Genomic DNA, 18,937 nt, shown 5'->3' with positions numbered 1-18,937 from the left:
AGGACATCCTCACGCGTCTGCCCACGCACAGGGCCAGCGACATTGCCGCGTTGTTGCCGCATCACTGGCAGCCGATACCGACAATCGCCTAACTTCGTCTGTCAAGACGGGATCGCTGGCCGCTTACCTTCATCGCGCATGGCACTGCCACGATAGCGGAGCACACCTGAGAGGACGCTTCGGTGCTCGAGCCTGGCTCCTCGAGCACTTTATGGATGCGCGGCGGTATTGGGAGATACCGCGTACGCATCGTCGGCGCGTACGCGTCAGAGTGAGTCACTTTGGAGCGCGGCGTTGGCGCGAAGCTGGCGCCGCTTGGCTTGTGCGAGCAGATCGGCAATCCATAGCGAGTCGTCGAATTCTGCCTTTGGTCCGGTGCCGTTTCGGGGCCAACGCCGAACCTATTTGCACGAGGCTATCCGTTCAATTGCCTATTCCCCATTCTCAGCAGTTCACTTAAGTCGTATAGCCAGATACCGAACGTCCGTTAAATGTTCCACGCGCCTCATCCGGCACGCCTATCCCTAGTCGTCTATTGCAGCAGCTCCCGACACCTGTGGATACTCCTCAGCACGCACAACCTTCTTACGATTGCGTCGGGAGGCTCGCCATGCAAAGTACAACTGCGCTGCGACAAGAACGAGGCACGCATATGTGAAAAATGCACTGATTGGTCTCTGGACGAAGATCGCCAAGTCGCCATGTGACAGCAGTAGCGAGCGCCGGAAGTTTTCCTCCACCATAGGTCCGAGTACAAATCCAAGGAGGATAGTCGCCACAGGAAACTCAAGCTTAAGCAACACTGCGCCAATAATGCCAAAGACCAGTACTTCCCCTACTTCGAATAGACTGTTGTTGGTGCTGAACACGCCTATCGCTATGAAAAAAAGCGCTGAGGGATACATATAGCGGTACGGCACACGGAGCACTTTCACCCACAGGCCAATCATCGGAACGTTGAGAATTACAAGCAGGACGTTGCCGATCCAGAAGCTCGCAATAAGCCCCCAGAACAGGTCAGCGTGCTCCGTAATCAGCGCGGGACCGGGTTGGTATCCTTGGATCAGTAGCGCACCAAGTAATAGTGCCATCACCGCGTCACCAGGAATACCTAAACTCATGGTTGGGATGAAATCCACCTGCGTCTTCGCGTGCGTCGAAGCCTCGGGGCTAGCGACGCCCTCGATGGCGCCATTGCCGAACCGCTCCGGTGTTTTGGAGATCTTGCGCTCGAGCGCATAAGCGAGGAATGTCGTGATGGTGGGGCCTGTGCCGGGAATTGCACCGAACAGCGTGCCAACCAGAGTGCCGCGCACCATTGGGAAGAAAGATTGTTTCAGTTCGCCTTTCGAAGGCCACATATCGCGGAGTCGCACTTTCGTCGCCATCCCGATAAAGTGCACTCGATTAACGTTGGCGATAAAGTCGGCCACACCGAAAAGTCCCATCGCGAGGGCTACGATCTCTATGTTGTTATAAAGTTCCACAAAGCCAAATGTAAAGCGCGACGTACCACTGTTCACGTCCGTGCCGACGATGCCGAGCAGCAGGCCAAACGTGGTCATTGCAATGCCTTTAAGAGGCGAACCACGCGCCATTGTCGAGCCGGCAAGCAAGCCTAGCAACATGATCGAAAAGATCTCAGTCGGACCGAAATCAAACGCGATCTGCACTAGCAGTGGCGAAGCCACAATCATCACTACGATTCCGAAGGAAGCGGCAAAGAATGACGCAATCATCGTAATACCAAGGGCCGTGCCTCCTTTGCCCTGTTTAGTCAATGGATATCCATCAATACACGTGACCGCATGCGGTGGATGAGATGGCAGATTGAGGAGAATAGCGCCCAAGGCACCACCGTACTGGGAACCATAGAAGATGCCTGCTAGCATAAGCAGCGCAGGGACTGCGTGCATTGTGTAGGTCAGTGGCAACAGCATGGCGATCGCGGACAGGGCGCCCATTCCAGGCAAGACGCCGATGAGATTTCCGATCAGCACACCGAAGAACGACCACAGCAGATTTTGCGGCAGCAGTGCAACGCTGAACCCATACCAAAGATCGTGCAGCGTCTGGCCAATCATGCGAACCCCCACCTGAAAAGCGGCATCTGAATTTTCAACGCCCACCAAAACACGACCACGGCTACTACGACCATGGCTGCGCCTAACAAAGCTGCACTGCGCCACGTGTTCTCTCGATCTCCGAGCGCCGAGATGAACACGACAGCGAACGTCGCAACGACAAGTCCTAAATACTTCGCCGATATCACAAATGCGACGATGCCCAGGCAAATTAGTGTCCACGCCTTCCACTCAGGCGCGAGTTGACTCTTCTCCTGCCTTACATCGGAGTCTACTGACGCTGAATGGTAGCCCTTGGCCGCAAGAGTGATACCCACCACGGCAAGGATGATACCCAAGGCTAACGGGAAGAATCCTGGACCCATTCGGCTGAGTGAACCGATATTGAACGAGGTCGAGTGTAATGCGACCGATATTCCACAGACGAACATTAGAGCGCCACCGACGACGTCTTTGTTCACTTTACGCACGATTGTCATGCGACCTCCCGACTTGAACCTTAGCTGTGTAAAGCTTTATAGCTGTACCTGTATGTCTCATCGCGATTTTCATCTACGGCCGAAACGACCCGCCAGACACCTCGGTTAGGCACCGCAACCACTGACCACCTTTCCTTTCTGCGTACGCGCAGGGTATCCCAACCATAGTTCGCAAAGATGGTACATCAGACGTGATGACCGCTTTGCATCCCGGTGGAGTGGGATATCCGGCTGCGCCAAGGTAGTTGCCCGGTAAAGTCCCTACTGAATCTTTATCTTTACCTTGTTCTGGATTGCACCGTAGGTGTTGTAGTCCTGGGTAAGCGCGCTCCTTAAGTCGGTTGCTGAGCCAGACCACGATGTGAGTCCAACGGTGTTCAATTTCTGCTGGATCTCTGGCTCCGCCATTACTTTCTGGAAGTCGGAACTAAGTCGATCTGCGGCCTCTTTCGCCGTACCAGCTGGCGCGAAAATGCCGACCCATGTCCTAAGTTCCATATTGGGTCCACCAGACTCCATTACAGTAGGAACGTCGGGATATGTCGGGTATCTATGTGGCGCGGCAATCGCGAGAAACTTCAGCTTTTTTGCTTGATACAGCGCGTTCGCCGTAGATGCGGTCGCGAACGACCAATCAATTCTCCCGCCGATAATATCGGTGAAAATTTGCATTGTGTCTTTATAAGGAACGTGCGTCATCTTCACACCGGTCATAGATTCCAGCATTGCGCCACCGAGATGGTATTGACTGCCTACACCGGATGATCCGTACGTCATGTGCCCATCTTCAGCTTTCGCAGCTACGAGCAAATCTTTGACGCTTTTCCATGGTGAGTCTGCCTTAACGACCATGAAATAGTTCGTAGAAAACACTGGAGCTATGGCGACAAAGTCCTTGAATGGATCGTAAGGTAGGTTCTGGTAAAGATGAGGCTGAAGGCAAAACAAAGCCGCATCCACCATAAGAAGGGTATAACCATCCGGCGGTGCAAGTTTGACTGTATTGATGCCTATCCAGCCGTTGCCACCGGGTCTGTTGTCGACTATCACCGGTTGCCCCCACATTTTCGAAAGTCGTTCGCCAACGATCCTCATGACATTGTCAGGGCCGCCCCCGGGAGGGTACGGCAATACAATTCGGACTGGCCTATCAGGGAAAGCTTGCGCGTTGCTTGCGACAGGCAGCATTGCAGCCATTACCAGCGCAAGTGCACAGAGTTGTCTAATGAATTTCAAGGATGTCTCCATATTTTTTGGAACAACACTACCAACAGACCACTCTGTTTGATGCGCTCCTAGTGCGTCGAACAGACCAAGAATCGAACAGCATTCAGACGGAGCGATACGTGGTCTGGGCATTACGCTGAGTAATATGCTCGCTGCAATGCGGCGCAATTCAACGCGGAGGAAATCCATCGAGCAGATTTTCAACGCTTCCTACTACCTCGGGCGCCTGCGCTGTGCCTCATCCTAGCGCTCGCCGCACCGACGGTACAAAAATATGAGTAGGCGGAGTATTACTGTCAAAAATATACTAACGTGAGCTCTTTACCGAGTTGAAGTTTATGGTTTCCCCAATATGACGCCTGGTTATAGCGTTGGGATGACGATGAGTTGACTCTCCTCCCAGGCGCTGTCGCGCCATCTCGCGCACGCGGCGCCGAGATTCGCTACCTCTTGTACGAGCACCAGAAGGTTACAGATTCCCATCCAGTAGGCTTGCAAATTCACGACACTGATGCTTCTTTGATATCGCAGAGACCCAACGCACGCCTGGACTGATGGCACAGGCGCTGCTGTGGATCGTCCCCCTGCATACGATGGGGGCGCGAATCTTGCGTCAATTAAATGCCCGGTCAGCTGCATACCTAGCCACCTACGCTGACCAGACGCGACAGTTGCTCGCAACGCTTACTGCCGCCTCTAGGTCGTGGTCACTGAGTAAACACAGGATTAAATGGGGACGCCGTGGAAATTTTGTATCTTTTAGGTGTCGATTTAAAATTTCTGGCGAAGACCGATTACCCCAATTACTTGGCTGCGCGAAGTCGAGGGTGCGCTGGCAAGCTCGATCCACGGCTGCAGGTGCTTTGATGTTGTTTGATAGACCGCGTTAACGTACACATCGGTTCGTTTGGAGATGAAATATTCTAGACCTGCGTTCGTCTGCCAGTAATTTCCGGAGCCATCTCCCTGTGTCGCGTGAGTATATGTTTCTCCGATTGAACCGACCAGGAATGGCGTGAAATAAAAGCGGAAACTTCCGTCGATATTCTGGAACCGTACAGAGCCGCTCCCCCCTCCACTTCCGGTCGCCCCCGAGAATAGCGACCCGGTGGTCGGGTTCGCAAACAATGAGTTAGTGTAGAGCAAGCCGAATACCGCCCTTCCAGCCGAATATGTGCCACCAGCAGCCCACTGTTGAACCGTTTGAGCGGTAGCGAGAAATGGCGTTGTCGTGTAGCTGTAGAAATTGTCAGATGCGACAGCGCCCGTGGTGTCTTTGTTGAATGCCGGTCCGTTCAATCGTACATATGCGGCAGCCAGCGATAGCGAGCCGCCCGAGTAACTCGCGCCTACGCTGTACGCGCGATTGGTTGCGAAGTTCGTCGAGTTCGAGAACCCGTACATTGCTTCGGCCTGGAATCCGCCATACATAGGCGTCGTATACTTAACAGCGTTGTTTGTACGATATGTCGCCAAAATCGCATCATTATCCATTGGATGGACGGCATAAGCCGTCATCGACACGGTGATCTGCAATGGATCAATGACATCTACAAGCGGGGTGTACTGTCGGCCAAATGTCACCGTTCCGAATTTGTCAGAAGCCATCGCAACCCACGCCTGCCGGCCGAACATACGGCCACCCTGTCCGAGAGTGCCGTTTACCAAGCTAAATCCATTTTCCAGTTGGAAGATCGTTTTCAGTCCGCCGCCTAGGTCCTCAACACCACGAAATCCCCATCGAGATCCCGATTCATTCCCACTTGTCAACTGCCAAGACGAATGGCCGCCGTTGTTGCTGGTGTACACGAGACCGGTATCGACGATACCGAAGATAGTGACACTGCTTTGTGCATGTACAACGCCGGAAAATGTGCTCAGCGCTGCGACCAGAAAAACCGCTTTCTTCATCGACGTATCTCCGTTTATTTATAGTACTACTATTGATTTCGACGACATCATGGTTCAACAACGACGTATAGAGCGGTGTCTTCTAGTGAAGGAAACCGTGTTGCATCGCATACGTCACGTGGTAAAACATACAGCCTCATTTGCTTCGGCCGCCGATCTCCCGATAGGGCGAAGTTCGAGCAGAAATCGGTTGCCTAGGTCAGTGCGATTAGGTATCCAGTCGCCTCAAAAATGGCATACAATCCACTGACATCTGAGACGTTACTTATAAGGATGTGTGGGAGGACCTTGCACTGGTTTGTCTAAGTGAACGATTTCGATGCCGAACTCGAGAAGTACCGCGATGATTGCGCCAAATTTGCTCGTACAGATCTGGTGGCATTGGAGCCGTGCGAATCGATGGCGCTCCAAACTAGCCCTTCCGATTGAGCCTCCAGTACGCAATATCGAGGTAGTGGCCGATTCGACCGTCCGGGATAGTTCCCTCTTTCGCACACGGACGCGTCTTTCAACGCGAAGCGCTTTTGGGAGACGTTATCGCGGAGTCGGAAGCGCCGACAAACCGCCCGTACCCGCCCAAAAGTCGGCGCGTCGTTGTTGGACACGTCGTCGTCGGCCGGCGGAACAGTCTGCGTCGCGTCACCAATCGCGCATGTCGCCCATCGCTCATGACTGTGCTTTCGTCGCCTCGGTCGTGGTCACTTCCCCCTCCGTTGCTCAGCTGCTAGATATTGAGATTTGCTTTGTCCGACATCAGTCTAGGGAACGCTGAGATGGATAACTAGCTTAGGGGCGAATCGGATATGCGCTGTGGTTATAATCTCCTGGCGTGTATCTTGACGCCCAACTGCGTCCACAACACCACCCGCACGACCCGTCGAGTGCCACAATTGAGCGATTTATATTTATATTATTTCTATGTAATACAAAATTAATACTAATAACACGACGGAAGCGAGACCTTCAATCAGGAGGAGCGTGGGAGGGGAAAGAATTGAGCAATCGAGCGGGGGCTGCGATGTGCGTGCACAAGAGGCGCCCCGCACGAACCAGAATCCGGGATCCCGGATCCGCATGAGCGGACCACTCATGGCGTTAGCATGAAAACGGAGTCGCAGTGGATTTCACCATGCAACTCCGGAGTGAGGACTGCCTTTTGGAGCTACGATTCGGGCGAAATCGGTCAGGCCAGATGTGACTCGTGTTCTTTCAGACTGGACAAAGCTAACACGATGGCCACCGCAAGTACGTCCATGATCGCGAGAAAGTAGAGGCCACCGGAGAAACTACCGGTCGCGTCTTTTACGAGACCCATGACCCAGGGACCAGCGAACCCACCCAAAGCGCCAATACAGCTAATAATGGCAATGGCTCCGGCAACCGCTGCCCCGCTAAGGAAGGTCGATGGAAGTGTCCAGAACGCCGAAACACAACCGTATGCGCCGAACGCCACAAAGCTGAAGGCGATCATTTTGACTTCGAGCGTCTGCGTCGACGCAGCGACAATCAGAGCAACTGCGGCAATGAGCAACGGCAAGGCTGTATGCAACCGACGTTCTTTCGTCGCGTCGGACCGGCGGCCGAGCCAAATAATGCCAACGCATCCGGCGATATATGGGATTGAGGAAACCAGCCCAGTCTGCACGTTGCTCAGACCGAAGCCCTTCACGATCTGTGGAAGGAAGAAACCAACGCCGTACACGCTCAGAACGATGTTGAAATGGACAAGCGCCATAAGAAGAACACGCGGCTCAACCATCGCCTGGAGTACAGAGTACTCGCGAACATCTGTCCGTTGCTTTTCCTCGCCGGCAAGCGTCATAGTAAGCCAATCGCGCTCATCCGATGAGAGCCACTTCGCGCTTTTTGGGTTGTCTGACAGCAGGAAAAGGACGAGTCCAGAAAGAAGGATCGCCGGCGCGGCTTCGAGTATGAACATCCACTGCCAACCGCGCATCCCGAAATATCCATCGAAACCAAGAAGCGCGCTTGAGATTGGGGCGCCCAAGAGGAATGACATAGGCCCGGCGACCTGTAGATAGCTAATGGCCCGCGCCCGATAGGCGGCCGGAAACCAAGTCGTCAGGTAGAAGACCATCGCGGGAAAGAACCCGGCTTCCGCTACCCCTAGAAGTGCCCGCATCGTGTAAAAGCCACTCGCACCTTTTACGAAAGCCATCCCCGCTGCCACGACTCCCCATGTGAGCATAATGCGCGCTACCCACCGACGGACGCCGAAGCGCGTCATCAGAATATTTGAGGGGACTTCCATCGAAAAATACATGAGGAAGAATAGCCCTGCACCAAATCCGAATTGCGACGCCGTAATCCCGATGTCTTTGTTCATCTGAAGCGCTGCAATACCTATATTTGTTCGGTCAAGGTACGCAACGAAATAGCACAGGAGCACGAACGGAACGAGCCGTTTTGTCGCTTTACTGATCGTTCGCCGTTCAACGGCACGTGAGTCGGAGTTTCCAATGGCGCTGACGGCTTTAACGCCTTCAACGCTCGCGCTGCCTTGCTCGAGCGCCTGCATAAATCTGTCTCCTGAACGAAATCAAGACCACTTCGCCACGGGCTACTGGCAGCAAAGACGCTTGTCGGCGAACCCAACTTCACGACATAGCCGTTGTCGGGTTCTTAGGGCAAGTTGGACTTAGCTAGTGGCTGCGCGGAATCAGCTTGCAGGCGACTCGAACAAAGCCTCAGCACTGAGAATGTAACCCTCAAGTCCGATCACCGAAGCGAGCTTGAATACGTCCAGGATTTCGCTCGCACTCGCGCCTTCCTTGAGCGCGTTTCGGATGTGGATACGAAGACCCGGCTCGAAGGTATGCGTCACGGTACAGTCAATCGCGACGCAGATAAGCTCCCGTTCCTTGCGTGTCAACGAGCCATCTTTCCATGACACAGTCGAGATCTGCGACAGTTCAGCAAAGTACTCAGGCATCATTCGCGCGAGCAAGTCGCGTTGTTCATTCCAGAAACCACGTTCTCGAATGAAGGCGTCCTTGATCGACTGGGTCGCCGGGGTCAACGGTGGGACTTCGGCGTCCGGGTGCCCGAATTCTTTCAGCTCCCCGAGCAACACAGGCATCGCAAAGTAGAGGGCGTGATTAGCCGCACTTACAATGGTGGTCAATACGTCCACGACGTCCAACGCGCTTGCTCCTGCTGCAATAGCGCGACGTACATGCCGATGGACCGCCTCCGAGTCTAGCGCTGTCACGGTCCCGTGAAGCGCGACAAGGACGAGTTCTTTCATCCGGGGCGAGAGCGCACTTGGTTTGAACGCCATACTCCAGAAATCGGAAGCCGCTGCATGAAGGCTTGGCGCGTTGCGTCGAAGCCCTTTTGGTATCTCGGGAGACTTGAAAACTGCGTCAAGCTCTGCGAGACGGCGGCTTGTCTCATCGTCTAAAGATGTGTCGCTCTGCACTTTCTGATCGGTCGTCATAACAGGATTGGATTTCACCAAAACTCAGTAGAATGTTGATTGTCGTTTGAGCGGAAACTGCCGCCAATAGGTATAGGCCCCCGCTGCAGCAGCGGCAAAAGGCGGTGCACAAGCTATCTTTGCGTGGAGTGGGAAGAACCTTTGCGTGAAGTCGAAAGTCTCAACCATTGCTCCGTGTTCGGCGCGGAACCGGGATGACTCCGCGCCGGATCCCTTAGCTCTTGCTCCAACGAGCTGGCGCAGGAGCCGGGCAAGGGCCGTCCACTCCGACGCTAGAGAAGTCAGCCGGACCGACAATCTCGAGATATTCCATATCCGGCGAATAGTCGAACAAGAAGTGCCGGATTCCGGGTCGCTGGTGAACGCAATCACCTGCCGAAACCAACGTCTCCTGCCCTTCGTACATGAACTTCGCCCAGCCCTTTAGCATGTAAACGATATGAAATTGGGCGTCGTGAACATGCCAGCCCGTTCCTACTTCGGGTTCAGCATTGGCACGGACGAGATGTGCTACCACCTTTCCTTCCGTCGCCTTCGCGATCCCAAGGTCGCGATAAACAAAGAAGTCGCGCAGGCCACCACTCTCGAACGCTGTATCGCTCGGCTTGACATGAGAAAAGTGAGTTGTCGCAGTCATTTTCGTACAGATAGAGTAAGGAAAACTTTGTCTGACCGGCGTGAACCTCGGCCGGAACAGTGTGCTCAAGAGGTACGGATTCCCATATCCGTTACCTACGCTCATCTTCCGGCGTTACGCCTAGCGCCACAAGGAAGCGGGCAACCATGTTGTACGTTGCAATCGACGCCGTAATTTCCACGAGTTCTTGGGTATCGAAACGCTCCTGAAGAAGGACGAACAGAGCATCATCGACTTGTACGTTGCGCGTCATCTGCTCCGCATACCGAACAACCAACGCTTCGTCGTTACCTATCCCTTGGAGCGCATCGTTGTTGTGCGACTCGAGATACGTCTTTAGTGCATCCAGCTCTGCCTGCTTGCCACCGGCCGCCAGAAAGTCTGGAGCATGGTGGTGATACTCGTAACGCGCGCCCGTAATTAACGCCACGGTGCAGATGCCCAACTCGCGAAGCTTTCGACTCACCCCTAGCCCTGTGCGCACGCCTTTCAAATAAACGTTCCAGGCGCGTGCCAGCGGTTCGCTCCAAAGGAGGGCGCGGTCAAGGTCTATCAACTTGCCGCCGCGGCGCTCGAGAATCGCCTCGACGAGTTCCGTTGGCTGTGGCTTTTGTTCCGGTGTCCATTTTGAGATACGCATATGATCAATTCTCAGTTTCGAAATGCTGTCGCTGAAGCAGGTACACCGTATCGCTTTTCAACCTCTTGCAACTCCTTGAGGCCACCGAGCGCGGTGAACTCCTTGAAGGTTGCGCAGCGATCCACCACGCCAGCTACGGTGCCGGTCGACTTGATCTCGGTCAGCACTTCTCTCATCGCTTTAATCGCGGCGAGCGTGGTGAAGTTCGGCAGAAGCATCAGCTTATATCCCAGTTCACTGACCTCATCCACAGACAGTATCGGCGTCTTTCCACTCGATGACATGTTAAATACGTGCTTTCCCGGCAAGCGCCGCGGGATTTCTGCGATCTCGTCTATCGAGCGCGGAGATTCGACGAAGAGCATGTCAGCTCCAGCTTCCAGATAGGCCTCGCCGCGACGCACCACTTCATCCATCCCATCGACGGTGAGCGCGTCACAGCGTGCGATGATCAAAAAGTCTGGACTGGAGCGTGCGTCCACTGCTGCACGAATCTTCTGAACGGCCTCCTCAATGGGTATGAGGCTCTTCCCTTCCATATGACCGCACCTTTTCGGGAAGACCTGATCTTCGAGGTGGATAGCACTGACGCCAGCGCGCTCGTACTCTTGTACGGTACGCTGCACGTTCAGTTGATTGCCGAATCCGGTGTCGGCGTCGGCAATCACTGGCACCGTTACAGACCGGGCGATAGCCGCGGCGTTGTCGGCCATCTCGGTCAAGGTCATAAGACCGAGGTCAGCGTAGCCCGCCCGCGCGAGCGCAGTCCCACCGCCCGCCATGTAGACCGCCTCGAACCCGGCCTGCTCTGCGATTTTGGCGGGCATTGGACCAAACACGCCGGCGCTCAAAAGGGCACCTTCGCGGCTCAATAGCTCGCGCAACGTCTTACTGGGCTGTTTCATATGTCCGCTCGCCGAGTTCAAGACACGAGACCAGCTTCACGTGCCTTGATCTGCAGGGCGACGTAGAGCGACCACACACGACCCTGGGCGAAGCCTCCACCCGTGAACCACAGGCCTTTCTGCGGAGTCGGCTTGTACATGTTGGCCATCTCACCAGTGCTGTCCGTACCCCAGACCGGACCAATCTTCTGGACAACCTCCTCGCCCAGGAGCTCCCGCACCACGTCCGTTGGCGGGTGATAACCCGTCGCTGCCACCACCAGGTCCGCCTTCTCGATGTGCCCGTCCTTCATCAGCGCGCCTTCCGGCACAAAGCGGTCGAGGTCCTCGTAGTGAATTAGACCCACGTCGCCGCTGATAATGAGGTCCGAGCACCCCACGTTCAGGTAGTAGCCGCCGTGGTTCCTGCGCACCTTCATCTGGTGGCCGCCATTCTCCGGGCCAAAGTCCAGCTTGAACCCCCGCGCCTGCAGTCCTTCAATCAGGTCCTTGTCGATTTCAATCATGCGCTGTGTGGCCAGCTTGTACCCGCGCAGCAGCACCTCCGCCGTGTTGCTGGTCGCGATCAGGTCGCAGTCCTCCAGCGGCAGGTTCTCGTTGTAGTAGATCGCATGGTTGATACTGGCCGCCTTCACGCTGAACACCGTCAGCGAGCCGCGCTGGATCATCTTCACGTTCGCGCCGTGACCGTGAAGGTCCTGAGCAATATCGTGTGCACTGTTGCCCACGCCGAGCACCAGCACGTTCTTGCCCTTCCACGGCGCACCGCTCTCGAAGCCCTGCGCGTGGATCACCTTGCCCGCGAAGTCCTTCAGCCCTGGCACCTCAGGCATCTTCGGCTCGCCGACCACTCCGTTGGCGAACACAATGTGACGCGGATGCAGCACGCGCTCGGTGCCGTCCGCACGACGCACCCGCGCCGTCCACTCGCCGCGCGCTTCATCGTAGCGGCCCTGCACAAATGTGGTGTTGGTCCAGACGTTGCATTCCATCGCGACGGCATACGCCTCCAGCCAGTCACCCAGCATGTCCTTGGGCAGGTACTTCGGCCAGCTCGACGGAAACGGCATGTACGGCATGTGGTTCAGGTAAATCTCGTTGTGCAGCGCGAGCGCACTGTAGCGCTTGCGCCAGACATCACCGACCTTCGGCAGCCGCTCGACCACCAGCGCATCCACGCCCAGCAGACGCAGGCGAGCGGCAATCGCCAGACCATTGTGCCCGCCACCGACAATCAGCACCGCCGGCTCGCGGTCGGTGTACTCCTGCTCCTGCGCGCGCCGCTCACCCCACGCCTGACCTCCGAAGGTGCGCTTGCTAGCGCCATCCGGACGCTTCTTGTCCACCGGCTCCTCGAAGCCCTTCAGTTCACGCAACGTGGTGCTGATGATCCACGCCTTCTGCGTCTCGACGATCGGCAGCCGGAGCACGCCCAAACCACGCCCCACCGCCGTCTCGAACTGGAAAATGGCCTCGATGATCTCCACGCCGGCGCGTTTCACACGCCGTGGTGGGGTGTGACCCTCGGCGATCTTGAACTCCTTGGCCTGCACGCGCGGCTGCTCGTGCAGAAACGTCGATACGACAACCTCACGCGAATCCGACGGCGTCACATTCCACGTGAACGCAATCAGGTCCCGCCAGTGCGAGTCCTCAATGAACAACCGCTCCAGCCCGGAACGGTCACCCGTGATCAGCGCTTTTTCAAAAGACCCCAGCCACAGCGTCACGCTTTCCGCAGGCGTCAGTGCACGTGTTTCCTCGAGCTGCGTTTCGGTCGTCGTTTCGTACATTTTCGATTGTCTCCAAGTTTCCTAACGAAGCTTCCGTGGCGATTCGCATGAAGCTTCCTGACAAAACCAATTCTAAAAATCCACCTCCTGTTGAACTAGACATGTTCGCGCCAAGGATCATTGCCCTCTAAGCAAAGATTCCAGCACTGACCTTAGGAATGAGCCAAACAGCTGGTCAAGCTGCCGTTCGTCCACTCCAACAAGCGACTGGTGTTCAGGAATATCTCCGGTACGGATCGCCTCCGGAAGCCGTGCACGCCCCGCGGAGTGCCTTCTGGATTGGTGTCTTTAAATCTTTGCGCGAACAATCTGGTTCTATTACTTTTGCAAAAAAAACCGCCACACTCTCGCGAAATGTGGCGGTCAAAACATTCGGCGGCCCAGGACATCCGCCGAACAGACGCAACCTGGTATTTGAATTGCACTGAATCAGGCGCGCAGTATTGGATGCACGAGCAGACTTCTTGCAGAACGGCGACGCAGGCCGGGACGAGAGACGCTACCTGTAAAACAACGGCACCTTATCGAATGTGGAAGAAAGTGAATGTTTGCAACGCACGCCCTCTTGTCATTAGAAGCTTGCCTGCCGAACGTCACCATCTCCCCGGTCGTGACCTGGCGATAGAAACATCAGTACACCCTCAGGGCTCTCGATAACAGTGCGCCCCCGGGGTCGCTCAATCGTGAATGACGCGTCTGGACACAGCATCTTCCCTGATCATTGCTGCTCCCTTCGCTCCAATCATGATTGATGGCGCGTTGGTATTACCTGACGTAACGTGCGGCATAATCGACGCATCAACCACTCTCAACCCGTCGATTCCCCTGACGCGCAGTCTCTCATCAACGACTGACATTGCATCATTGCCCATTTTGCATGTGCTCGTCTGGTGCGAGGCGGTGTTCCCAGTTTTCGCCATGAAGTCAATCCATTGGGCATCCGTTTGAATCGCCTTCCCGGGCAACTGCTCGTCTATGATCCGCGAGGCAATCGGGTCCATCTCCATAATCGAACGAATCTGCTTCAGGCCACTGATCATCGCTCGCACATCGTCCTCATCCGTCAGGAAATTTGGTGTGAGGACCGGCGCATCAGCAGCATCTCTTGAGCGCAAGCTAACCTTTCCCGTCGTTTTCGGCCGCAGGATGAAAACCGATACGCCGACGCCCGGGTCTTTGTCCACCTCTACGTGCCCATCCGGATGGAAGTTGAAAGTCATCGGCCGAAAGCAGATTTGCAGATCGGCATAATCAACCTCCGGTCTGCTTTTCACGAATGCGGCCACCTGAGATGTGCCCAACGCCAGATACCCTCCTCTCGTCATCAGATAGCGTGCGCCCTCAAGGTATTTCCCAAACCCGCTGATTCTGTTGTTGTAAGAACTGGATCTGGTAGTTCGATACGCGGTGTGTACGTAGAAGTGATCTTGCAAGTGGGCGCCAACGCCAGGAAGATCGACAATCTGCCCGATACCATGCCGTTTAAGCTCCTCCCCGGGGCCAATTCCGGACAACATGAGGAGTTGAGGTGAATTCAGCGATCCGGCAGAAAGAATCACCTCTCTCGCCGCAGAAATGATGTGCTTTTGTCCGTCAAAAGTAGCTTCGACTCCTGTTGCCCGTCTGTTCTCGAAAACAATCCGCTCTACCCGGCAACCGGTTCGCACCTGAAGGTTGCTTCGATGCATAACGGGCTTCAGAAAAGCGAAATAAGCCGATTGGCGCTGCCCATCACGTATGGTGTGCTGCATAAAGCCTACGCCGTCATGCAGTTTACCGTTGATGTCGTCTGTCACTGGAATGCCGAATCTCTTCGACGCTTCGATGAAGTCGAAGGAACTCGCTTCCTTTACGGCAGGGTCGCTAATCCACAGCGGACCTCCAACTGCGCGGTAGGCGTCCGCGCCTCGCTCATTGTGTTCGACTTCTTTAAAGAAGGGCAAGACATCCTCGTACCCCCACCCTGGACATCCCAACCTTTTCCAGTTGTCGAAGTCCCTCTGGTGACCTCGGATGTATATCATCCCGTTTATCGAACTCGACCCGCCCAGTCCCTTTCCCCGAGGCCAGTACATTTTTCGGCCGCCCAGTGCGGGCATCGACTCGGTGAAATAGTTCCAATTTAGCTCTTTATCGTAGTACAGCTTTGCGACACCCGCCGGCGTACGGACCCAAAATCTGTCGGAATCTGGACCAACCTCGAGAAGCAACACCCTTGTGCCGGGGTCCTCGGAAAGACGGTTTGCCAGTACGCAGCCAGAAGAACCTGCGCCAATGATGATGTAGTCGAATGTCTCCATAACTCGCGAAATTGGTTAGTTTTCTGGAATGGCGTCCGGTCTCCGTTGCGCAACGAGACGGCCGTTGAATTTACCGGACGGGGTGAGTCGGCCTGCTCCCCCTGGAATTACTTCGAGGTTGATCTCCAGCTGGTAGCTGAGATCCGACGCGCTGGCAAGGCATCTTGCGTGAAGTAATGGGGAACGGCGGGCGAGGATGCCGCCCCGCGAAATGATTCCGATTACCGCGGCTCACTCCTATCCCGGCCTGGCTTAGAGATTTAGCACGCGTTCTGTCTCCCTCTCTTATTACCACCACTAACGACAGTGCCACTACATGTCTCTCGGGCTCGTACAGTTCGATGTGCGCGATCGCTGCAACAGTCATTTACGCGGCGAAATAAAAGTGACTGGATTTAGACCACCGCCGAAGCGAGTCACCGCAAAATTCAGTCTAATAAGGTGCAAGGCTTGCGGGCAGCTGGTACGGCGCAAAGCATCATTGCGCTACACGCAAAGATGGGGCTTCGACTTTCTACAACCGATCTATTGCATTCGGCCGTCGCGCCGACGACACTCGCCATAGAACTGCGTTGACTGCGCGGGAATTAGGTCTACGCGCCGCAGCATGAAGCGGGTTCAGCTGCTTCAGTTCTCTACGTTCAATCCCGCATATCAGTCAAGGCGCAGAGCTCGACGATCAACAATTGGGATTTAGCCGACTCTCTGTTTTTTCCTATACCGTTGCACTAGTGCCTGTATCGACAGACGCCACTGTGGTGGAGCCGCGAAGTTTTCGATTGCTCGTTGGTGTCCCTCCACCAAGTCACGCAGAGGCGTGGTCTGCAATTGTTCATCGTAGAGCGCGAGAAGACGGGCCGTAGGCGCGATCGCGGATGAGCAAAGACTCCATGGAGAGTCAAGCTTTGGCATTTCTCTCTGGCTAAGGCTCTCATCTGCTGCCAGGAAGATCGAAACATCGCCCTTACCAAACCCAGCGTCGAAGATGAAGAACGAAGAGAACATTGTTTTGACAATCATCCCCATATGCACCGCTTTTCCGTGCTCCGAGCGCAGGGCGGCAAGACATAGGTGGTTTCGTAACGACAGGTCGATAAGTTTCGAGGTGGGAAGCCACGTAACATTCGCCCACGGAGTGTTGCGGTCAAGTGCCATATGAATATATCGAGCTGAGAGTCTCACAGCGTGTCCAAGGCTGCTTCGAGATCGATGTCCAAGCAGCTGAAGGTACAGGTCTAGTTGTCGCCCTCGCTGCCAAACGGAGCGCTCAAACGAGGGCGACATTCCTCATAGAGACTGCTTGGCGGCTAACCGGAATTTGTGGAGCAGCGGTTCCGTGTAGCCACTGGGCTGCGCACGCCCTTCGAACACCAACGCGCAGGCGGCTTTAAAGGCGAGTGATGTTTCAAACGCGGGCGCCATCGGACGATATTGTGGATCGGCATTGTTCTGCTCGTCGACCACCGCTGCCATGCGTTCAAATGTCTCGCGAACCTGCTCTTCAGTGACGATACCGTGGTGCAGCCAGTTTGCAATGTGTTGACTGGAAATGCGCAACGTCGCGCGGTCCTCCATCAAACCAACATTGCGAATGTCCGGCACCTTCGAGCAACCCACACCCTGATCAACCCATCGCACAACATAACCGAGGATGCCTTGTGCATTGTTCTCAAGCTCATTCTTGATGTCTTCTTTTGACCACGACGGCTGGCCTACGACCGGAATCGTTAGCACGCCATCAAGCAGCTTGTCTTCCTGACCTTCATAGATGTCGCTCTCCAGCTCGTCTTGCACCTGTTGCACATCCACCTGGTGATAGTGCAGTGCGTGCAGGACCGCCGCGGTTGGCGACGGGACCCATGCTGTGTTCGCGCCGGCTTTCGGATGAGAGATCTTTTGCTCGAGCATAGCGCGCATCATATCGGGCATTGCCCACATCCCCTTGCCGATCTGCGCACGTCCGCGCAACCCAGTGACCAAGCCGACGAGCACATTATTGCGCTCGTACGCACTGATCCACGCGGACGATTTCATCCCGCCCTTACGCAGCATAGGCCCCGCTTCCATCGAAGTATGCATCTCGTCGCCGGTGCGATCCAGGAAGCCCGTATTAATAAACGCGACGCGCGCCTCCGCGGCAGCGATGCATGCCTTCAGGTTCACGCTCGTGCGGCGTTCCTCATCCATGATGCCCATCTTTATCGTGTGACGCGGCAGGCCAAACAGATCCTCAACGCGCGAGAAGAGTTCATCAGCGAACGCGACCTCGGCCGGGCCGTGCATCTTCGGCTTCACGATGTAGATCGATCCGGTGCGCGAATTGCCCCTGCTCTCCAGGTCGTGCAACGCACCGAGGGTAGTCATCACCGCGTCTAGTATGCCTTCGGGAATCTCGTTGCCGTCCCGGTCGACTACGGCTGAGTTAGTCATCAGATGACCAACATTTCGGATGAAAAGGAGCGATCGACCGTGCAGGGTGAGTCTGGAGCCATCCGGCGCAACGTATTCGCGGTCCGGCCTCATGGTCCGAGTGAAAGACTTGCCGTTCTTCGTCACCTGCTCTGACAAATTGCCCTGCATCAGGCCGAGCCAGTTTCGGTAGAGTTGCGTCTTGTCGGACGCATCAACGGCTGCGACAGAGTCCTCACAGTCGATAATCGTGCTCACCGCTGCCTCCATCAGCACGTCCTTTACATGCGCTGCATCGAACTTGCCTATAGGGTCTTCCCGGTCAATCTGGATCTCGAAGTGCAGATCGTTGTGCTCAAGCAAAACGGCCGAAGGCTCAGCCGCTTCGCCCTGGTAACCAGCGAACTGTCGAGGTACCTTCAGGCTGCTTTTGCCGCCATCCTTTAGGGCGACGACAAGCTTCCCGTGCTCGATGTAGTACTTGGTCGCGTCGGTGTGCGAACCGCTCATAAGCGGGGCGTTGGCGTCGAGGAACATCCTCGCGTAGGCGATCACTTTTTCGCCGCGCTTGGGATTGAACTCGACTGTACGCGCCGCACCATCACTTTCGTCGATAGCGTCAGTGCCATAGAGCGCATCATAGAGGCTACCCCAGCGCGCGTTGGCCGCGTTCAGTGCATAGCGCATGTTGGACAGCGGCACGACGAGTTGTGGCCCAGCCTGCTCGGCGATCTCACGGTCGACATTGGCGGTCGTCGCCTGAACGCGCGTCGGCGCGGGCACAATGTAACCGATACCCTCCAGAAACTCGCGATACGCGCGCAGGTCCTTTACCGGCCCTGGGTTGCTGCGATGCCACGCATCCAGTTGGGCTTGCAAACGCTCGCGTTCGGCCAACAGAGCTCGGTTCTTCGGAGCAAGGTCGTGGACCAACGAGTCGAACCCACTCCAGAAAGCCGCGGTATCCACGCCCGTGCCAGGAATAGCCTCCTCCTCAACGAACCTGACAAGATTCGCGTCGACCTTCAGGCCTTGCTTTTGGGACATTTCGTTCATGAACACTCCAACTCAGTGTGCTGCTCGGCACAGGGG

At 55.6% G+C, this 18,937-nt stretch carries 13 protein-coding genes; all 13 read right to left on the bottom strand.

Annotated elements, in window-relative coordinates:
• Nucleotides 1-524: 524 nt before the first annotated feature.
• The 13 genes from VSR72_RS34455 to VSR72_RS34395 all read right to left on the bottom strand — a co-directional run bounded on the left by VSR72_RS34455 (nucleotide 525) and on the right by VSR72_RS34395 (nucleotide 18,901).
• Nucleotides 525-2,084, bottom strand: coding sequence for a tripartite tricarboxylate transporter permease (locus tag VSR72_RS34455; protein ID WP_342956726.1), 1,560 nt, complete (start codon nucleotides 2,082-2,084; stop codon nucleotides 525-527).
• Nucleotides 2,081-2,563 (bottom strand): tripartite tricarboxylate transporter TctB family protein, encoded by a 483-nt coding sequence (locus VSR72_RS34450; protein ID WP_342956725.1) that lies wholly within the window; start codon nucleotides 2,561-2,563, stop codon nucleotides 2,081-2,083. The genes VSR72_RS34455 and VSR72_RS34450 overlap by 4 nt, the downstream gene beginning before the upstream one ends.
• Before the next feature lie 261 nt (nucleotides 2,564-2,824).
• Nucleotides 2,825-3,979, bottom strand: a complete 1,155-nt coding sequence (locus tag VSR72_RS34445) for a tripartite tricarboxylate transporter substrate binding protein (RefSeq protein WP_342956724.1) — start codon at nucleotides 3,977-3,979, stop codon at nucleotides 2,825-2,827.
• 582 nt (nucleotides 3,980-4,561) lie between these two features.
• A complete protein-coding gene (locus VSR72_RS34440) occupies nucleotides 4,562-5,701 on the bottom strand; it encodes a porin (protein WP_342956723.1) in 1,140 nt (379 codons plus the stop codon).
• Between the two features lie 1,183 nt (nucleotides 5,702-6,884).
• Nucleotides 6,885-8,240 (bottom strand): MFS transporter, encoded by a 1,356-nt coding sequence (locus tag VSR72_RS34435; RefSeq protein ID WP_342956722.1) that lies wholly within the window; start codon nucleotides 8,238-8,240, stop codon nucleotides 6,885-6,887.
• A gap of 141 nt (nucleotides 8,241-8,381) precedes the next feature.
• On the bottom strand, nucleotides 8,382-9,179 hold the full coding sequence (locus VSR72_RS34430) for a carboxymuconolactone decarboxylase family protein (RefSeq protein ID WP_342956721.1): 798 nt from the start codon (nucleotides 9,177-9,179) through the stop codon (nucleotides 8,382-8,384).
• 196 nt (nucleotides 9,180-9,375) lie between these two features.
• Nucleotides 9,376-9,798, bottom strand: a complete 423-nt coding sequence (locus VSR72_RS34425; protein ID WP_342956729.1) for a cupin domain-containing protein — start codon at nucleotides 9,796-9,798, stop codon at nucleotides 9,376-9,378.
• Between the two features lie 91 nt (nucleotides 9,799-9,889).
• On the bottom strand, nucleotides 9,890-10,438 hold the full coding sequence (locus VSR72_RS34420) for a carboxymuconolactone decarboxylase family protein (protein ID WP_342956720.1): 549 nt from the start codon (nucleotides 10,436-10,438) through the stop codon (nucleotides 9,890-9,892).
• A gap of 11 nt (nucleotides 10,439-10,449) precedes the next feature.
• On the bottom strand, nucleotides 10,450-11,343 hold the full coding sequence (locus VSR72_RS34415; RefSeq protein WP_342956719.1) for an oxaloacetate decarboxylase: 894 nt from the start codon (nucleotides 11,341-11,343) through the stop codon (nucleotides 10,450-10,452).
• Between the two features lie 17 nt (nucleotides 11,344-11,360).
• A complete protein-coding gene (locus tag VSR72_RS34410) occupies nucleotides 11,361-13,136 on the bottom strand; it encodes an NAD(P)/FAD-dependent oxidoreductase (RefSeq protein WP_342956718.1) in 1,776 nt (591 codons plus the stop codon).
• 677 nt (nucleotides 13,137-13,813) lie between these two features.
• The gene (locus VSR72_RS34405; protein ID WP_342956717.1) at nucleotides 13,814-15,436 is read right to left on the bottom strand and encodes a GMC family oxidoreductase N-terminal domain-containing protein; all 1,623 of its coding nucleotides are present in this window, start codon (nucleotides 15,434-15,436) and stop codon (nucleotides 13,814-13,816) included.
• A 693-nt stretch (nucleotides 15,437-16,129) separates the two neighbouring features.
• Nucleotides 16,130-16,591: a hypothetical protein gene (locus tag VSR72_RS34400; protein ID WP_342956716.1), complete on the bottom strand. Its 462-nt coding sequence runs from the start codon at nucleotides 16,589-16,591 to the stop codon at nucleotides 16,130-16,132.
• A gap of 132 nt (nucleotides 16,592-16,723) precedes the next feature.
• Nucleotides 16,724-18,901 (bottom strand): malate synthase G, encoded by a 2,178-nt coding sequence (locus tag VSR72_RS34395; protein ID WP_342956715.1) that lies wholly within the window; start codon nucleotides 18,899-18,901, stop codon nucleotides 16,724-16,726.
• Nucleotides 18,902-18,937: the final 36 nt, after the last annotated feature.

The organism is Paraburkholderia sp. JHI869 (assembly GCF_038900775.1).
Taxonomy (GTDB): Bacteria; Pseudomonadota; Gammaproteobacteria; order Burkholderiales; family Burkholderiaceae; genus Paraburkholderia.
This window is presented reverse-complemented; position numbering and strand designations above follow the sequence as displayed.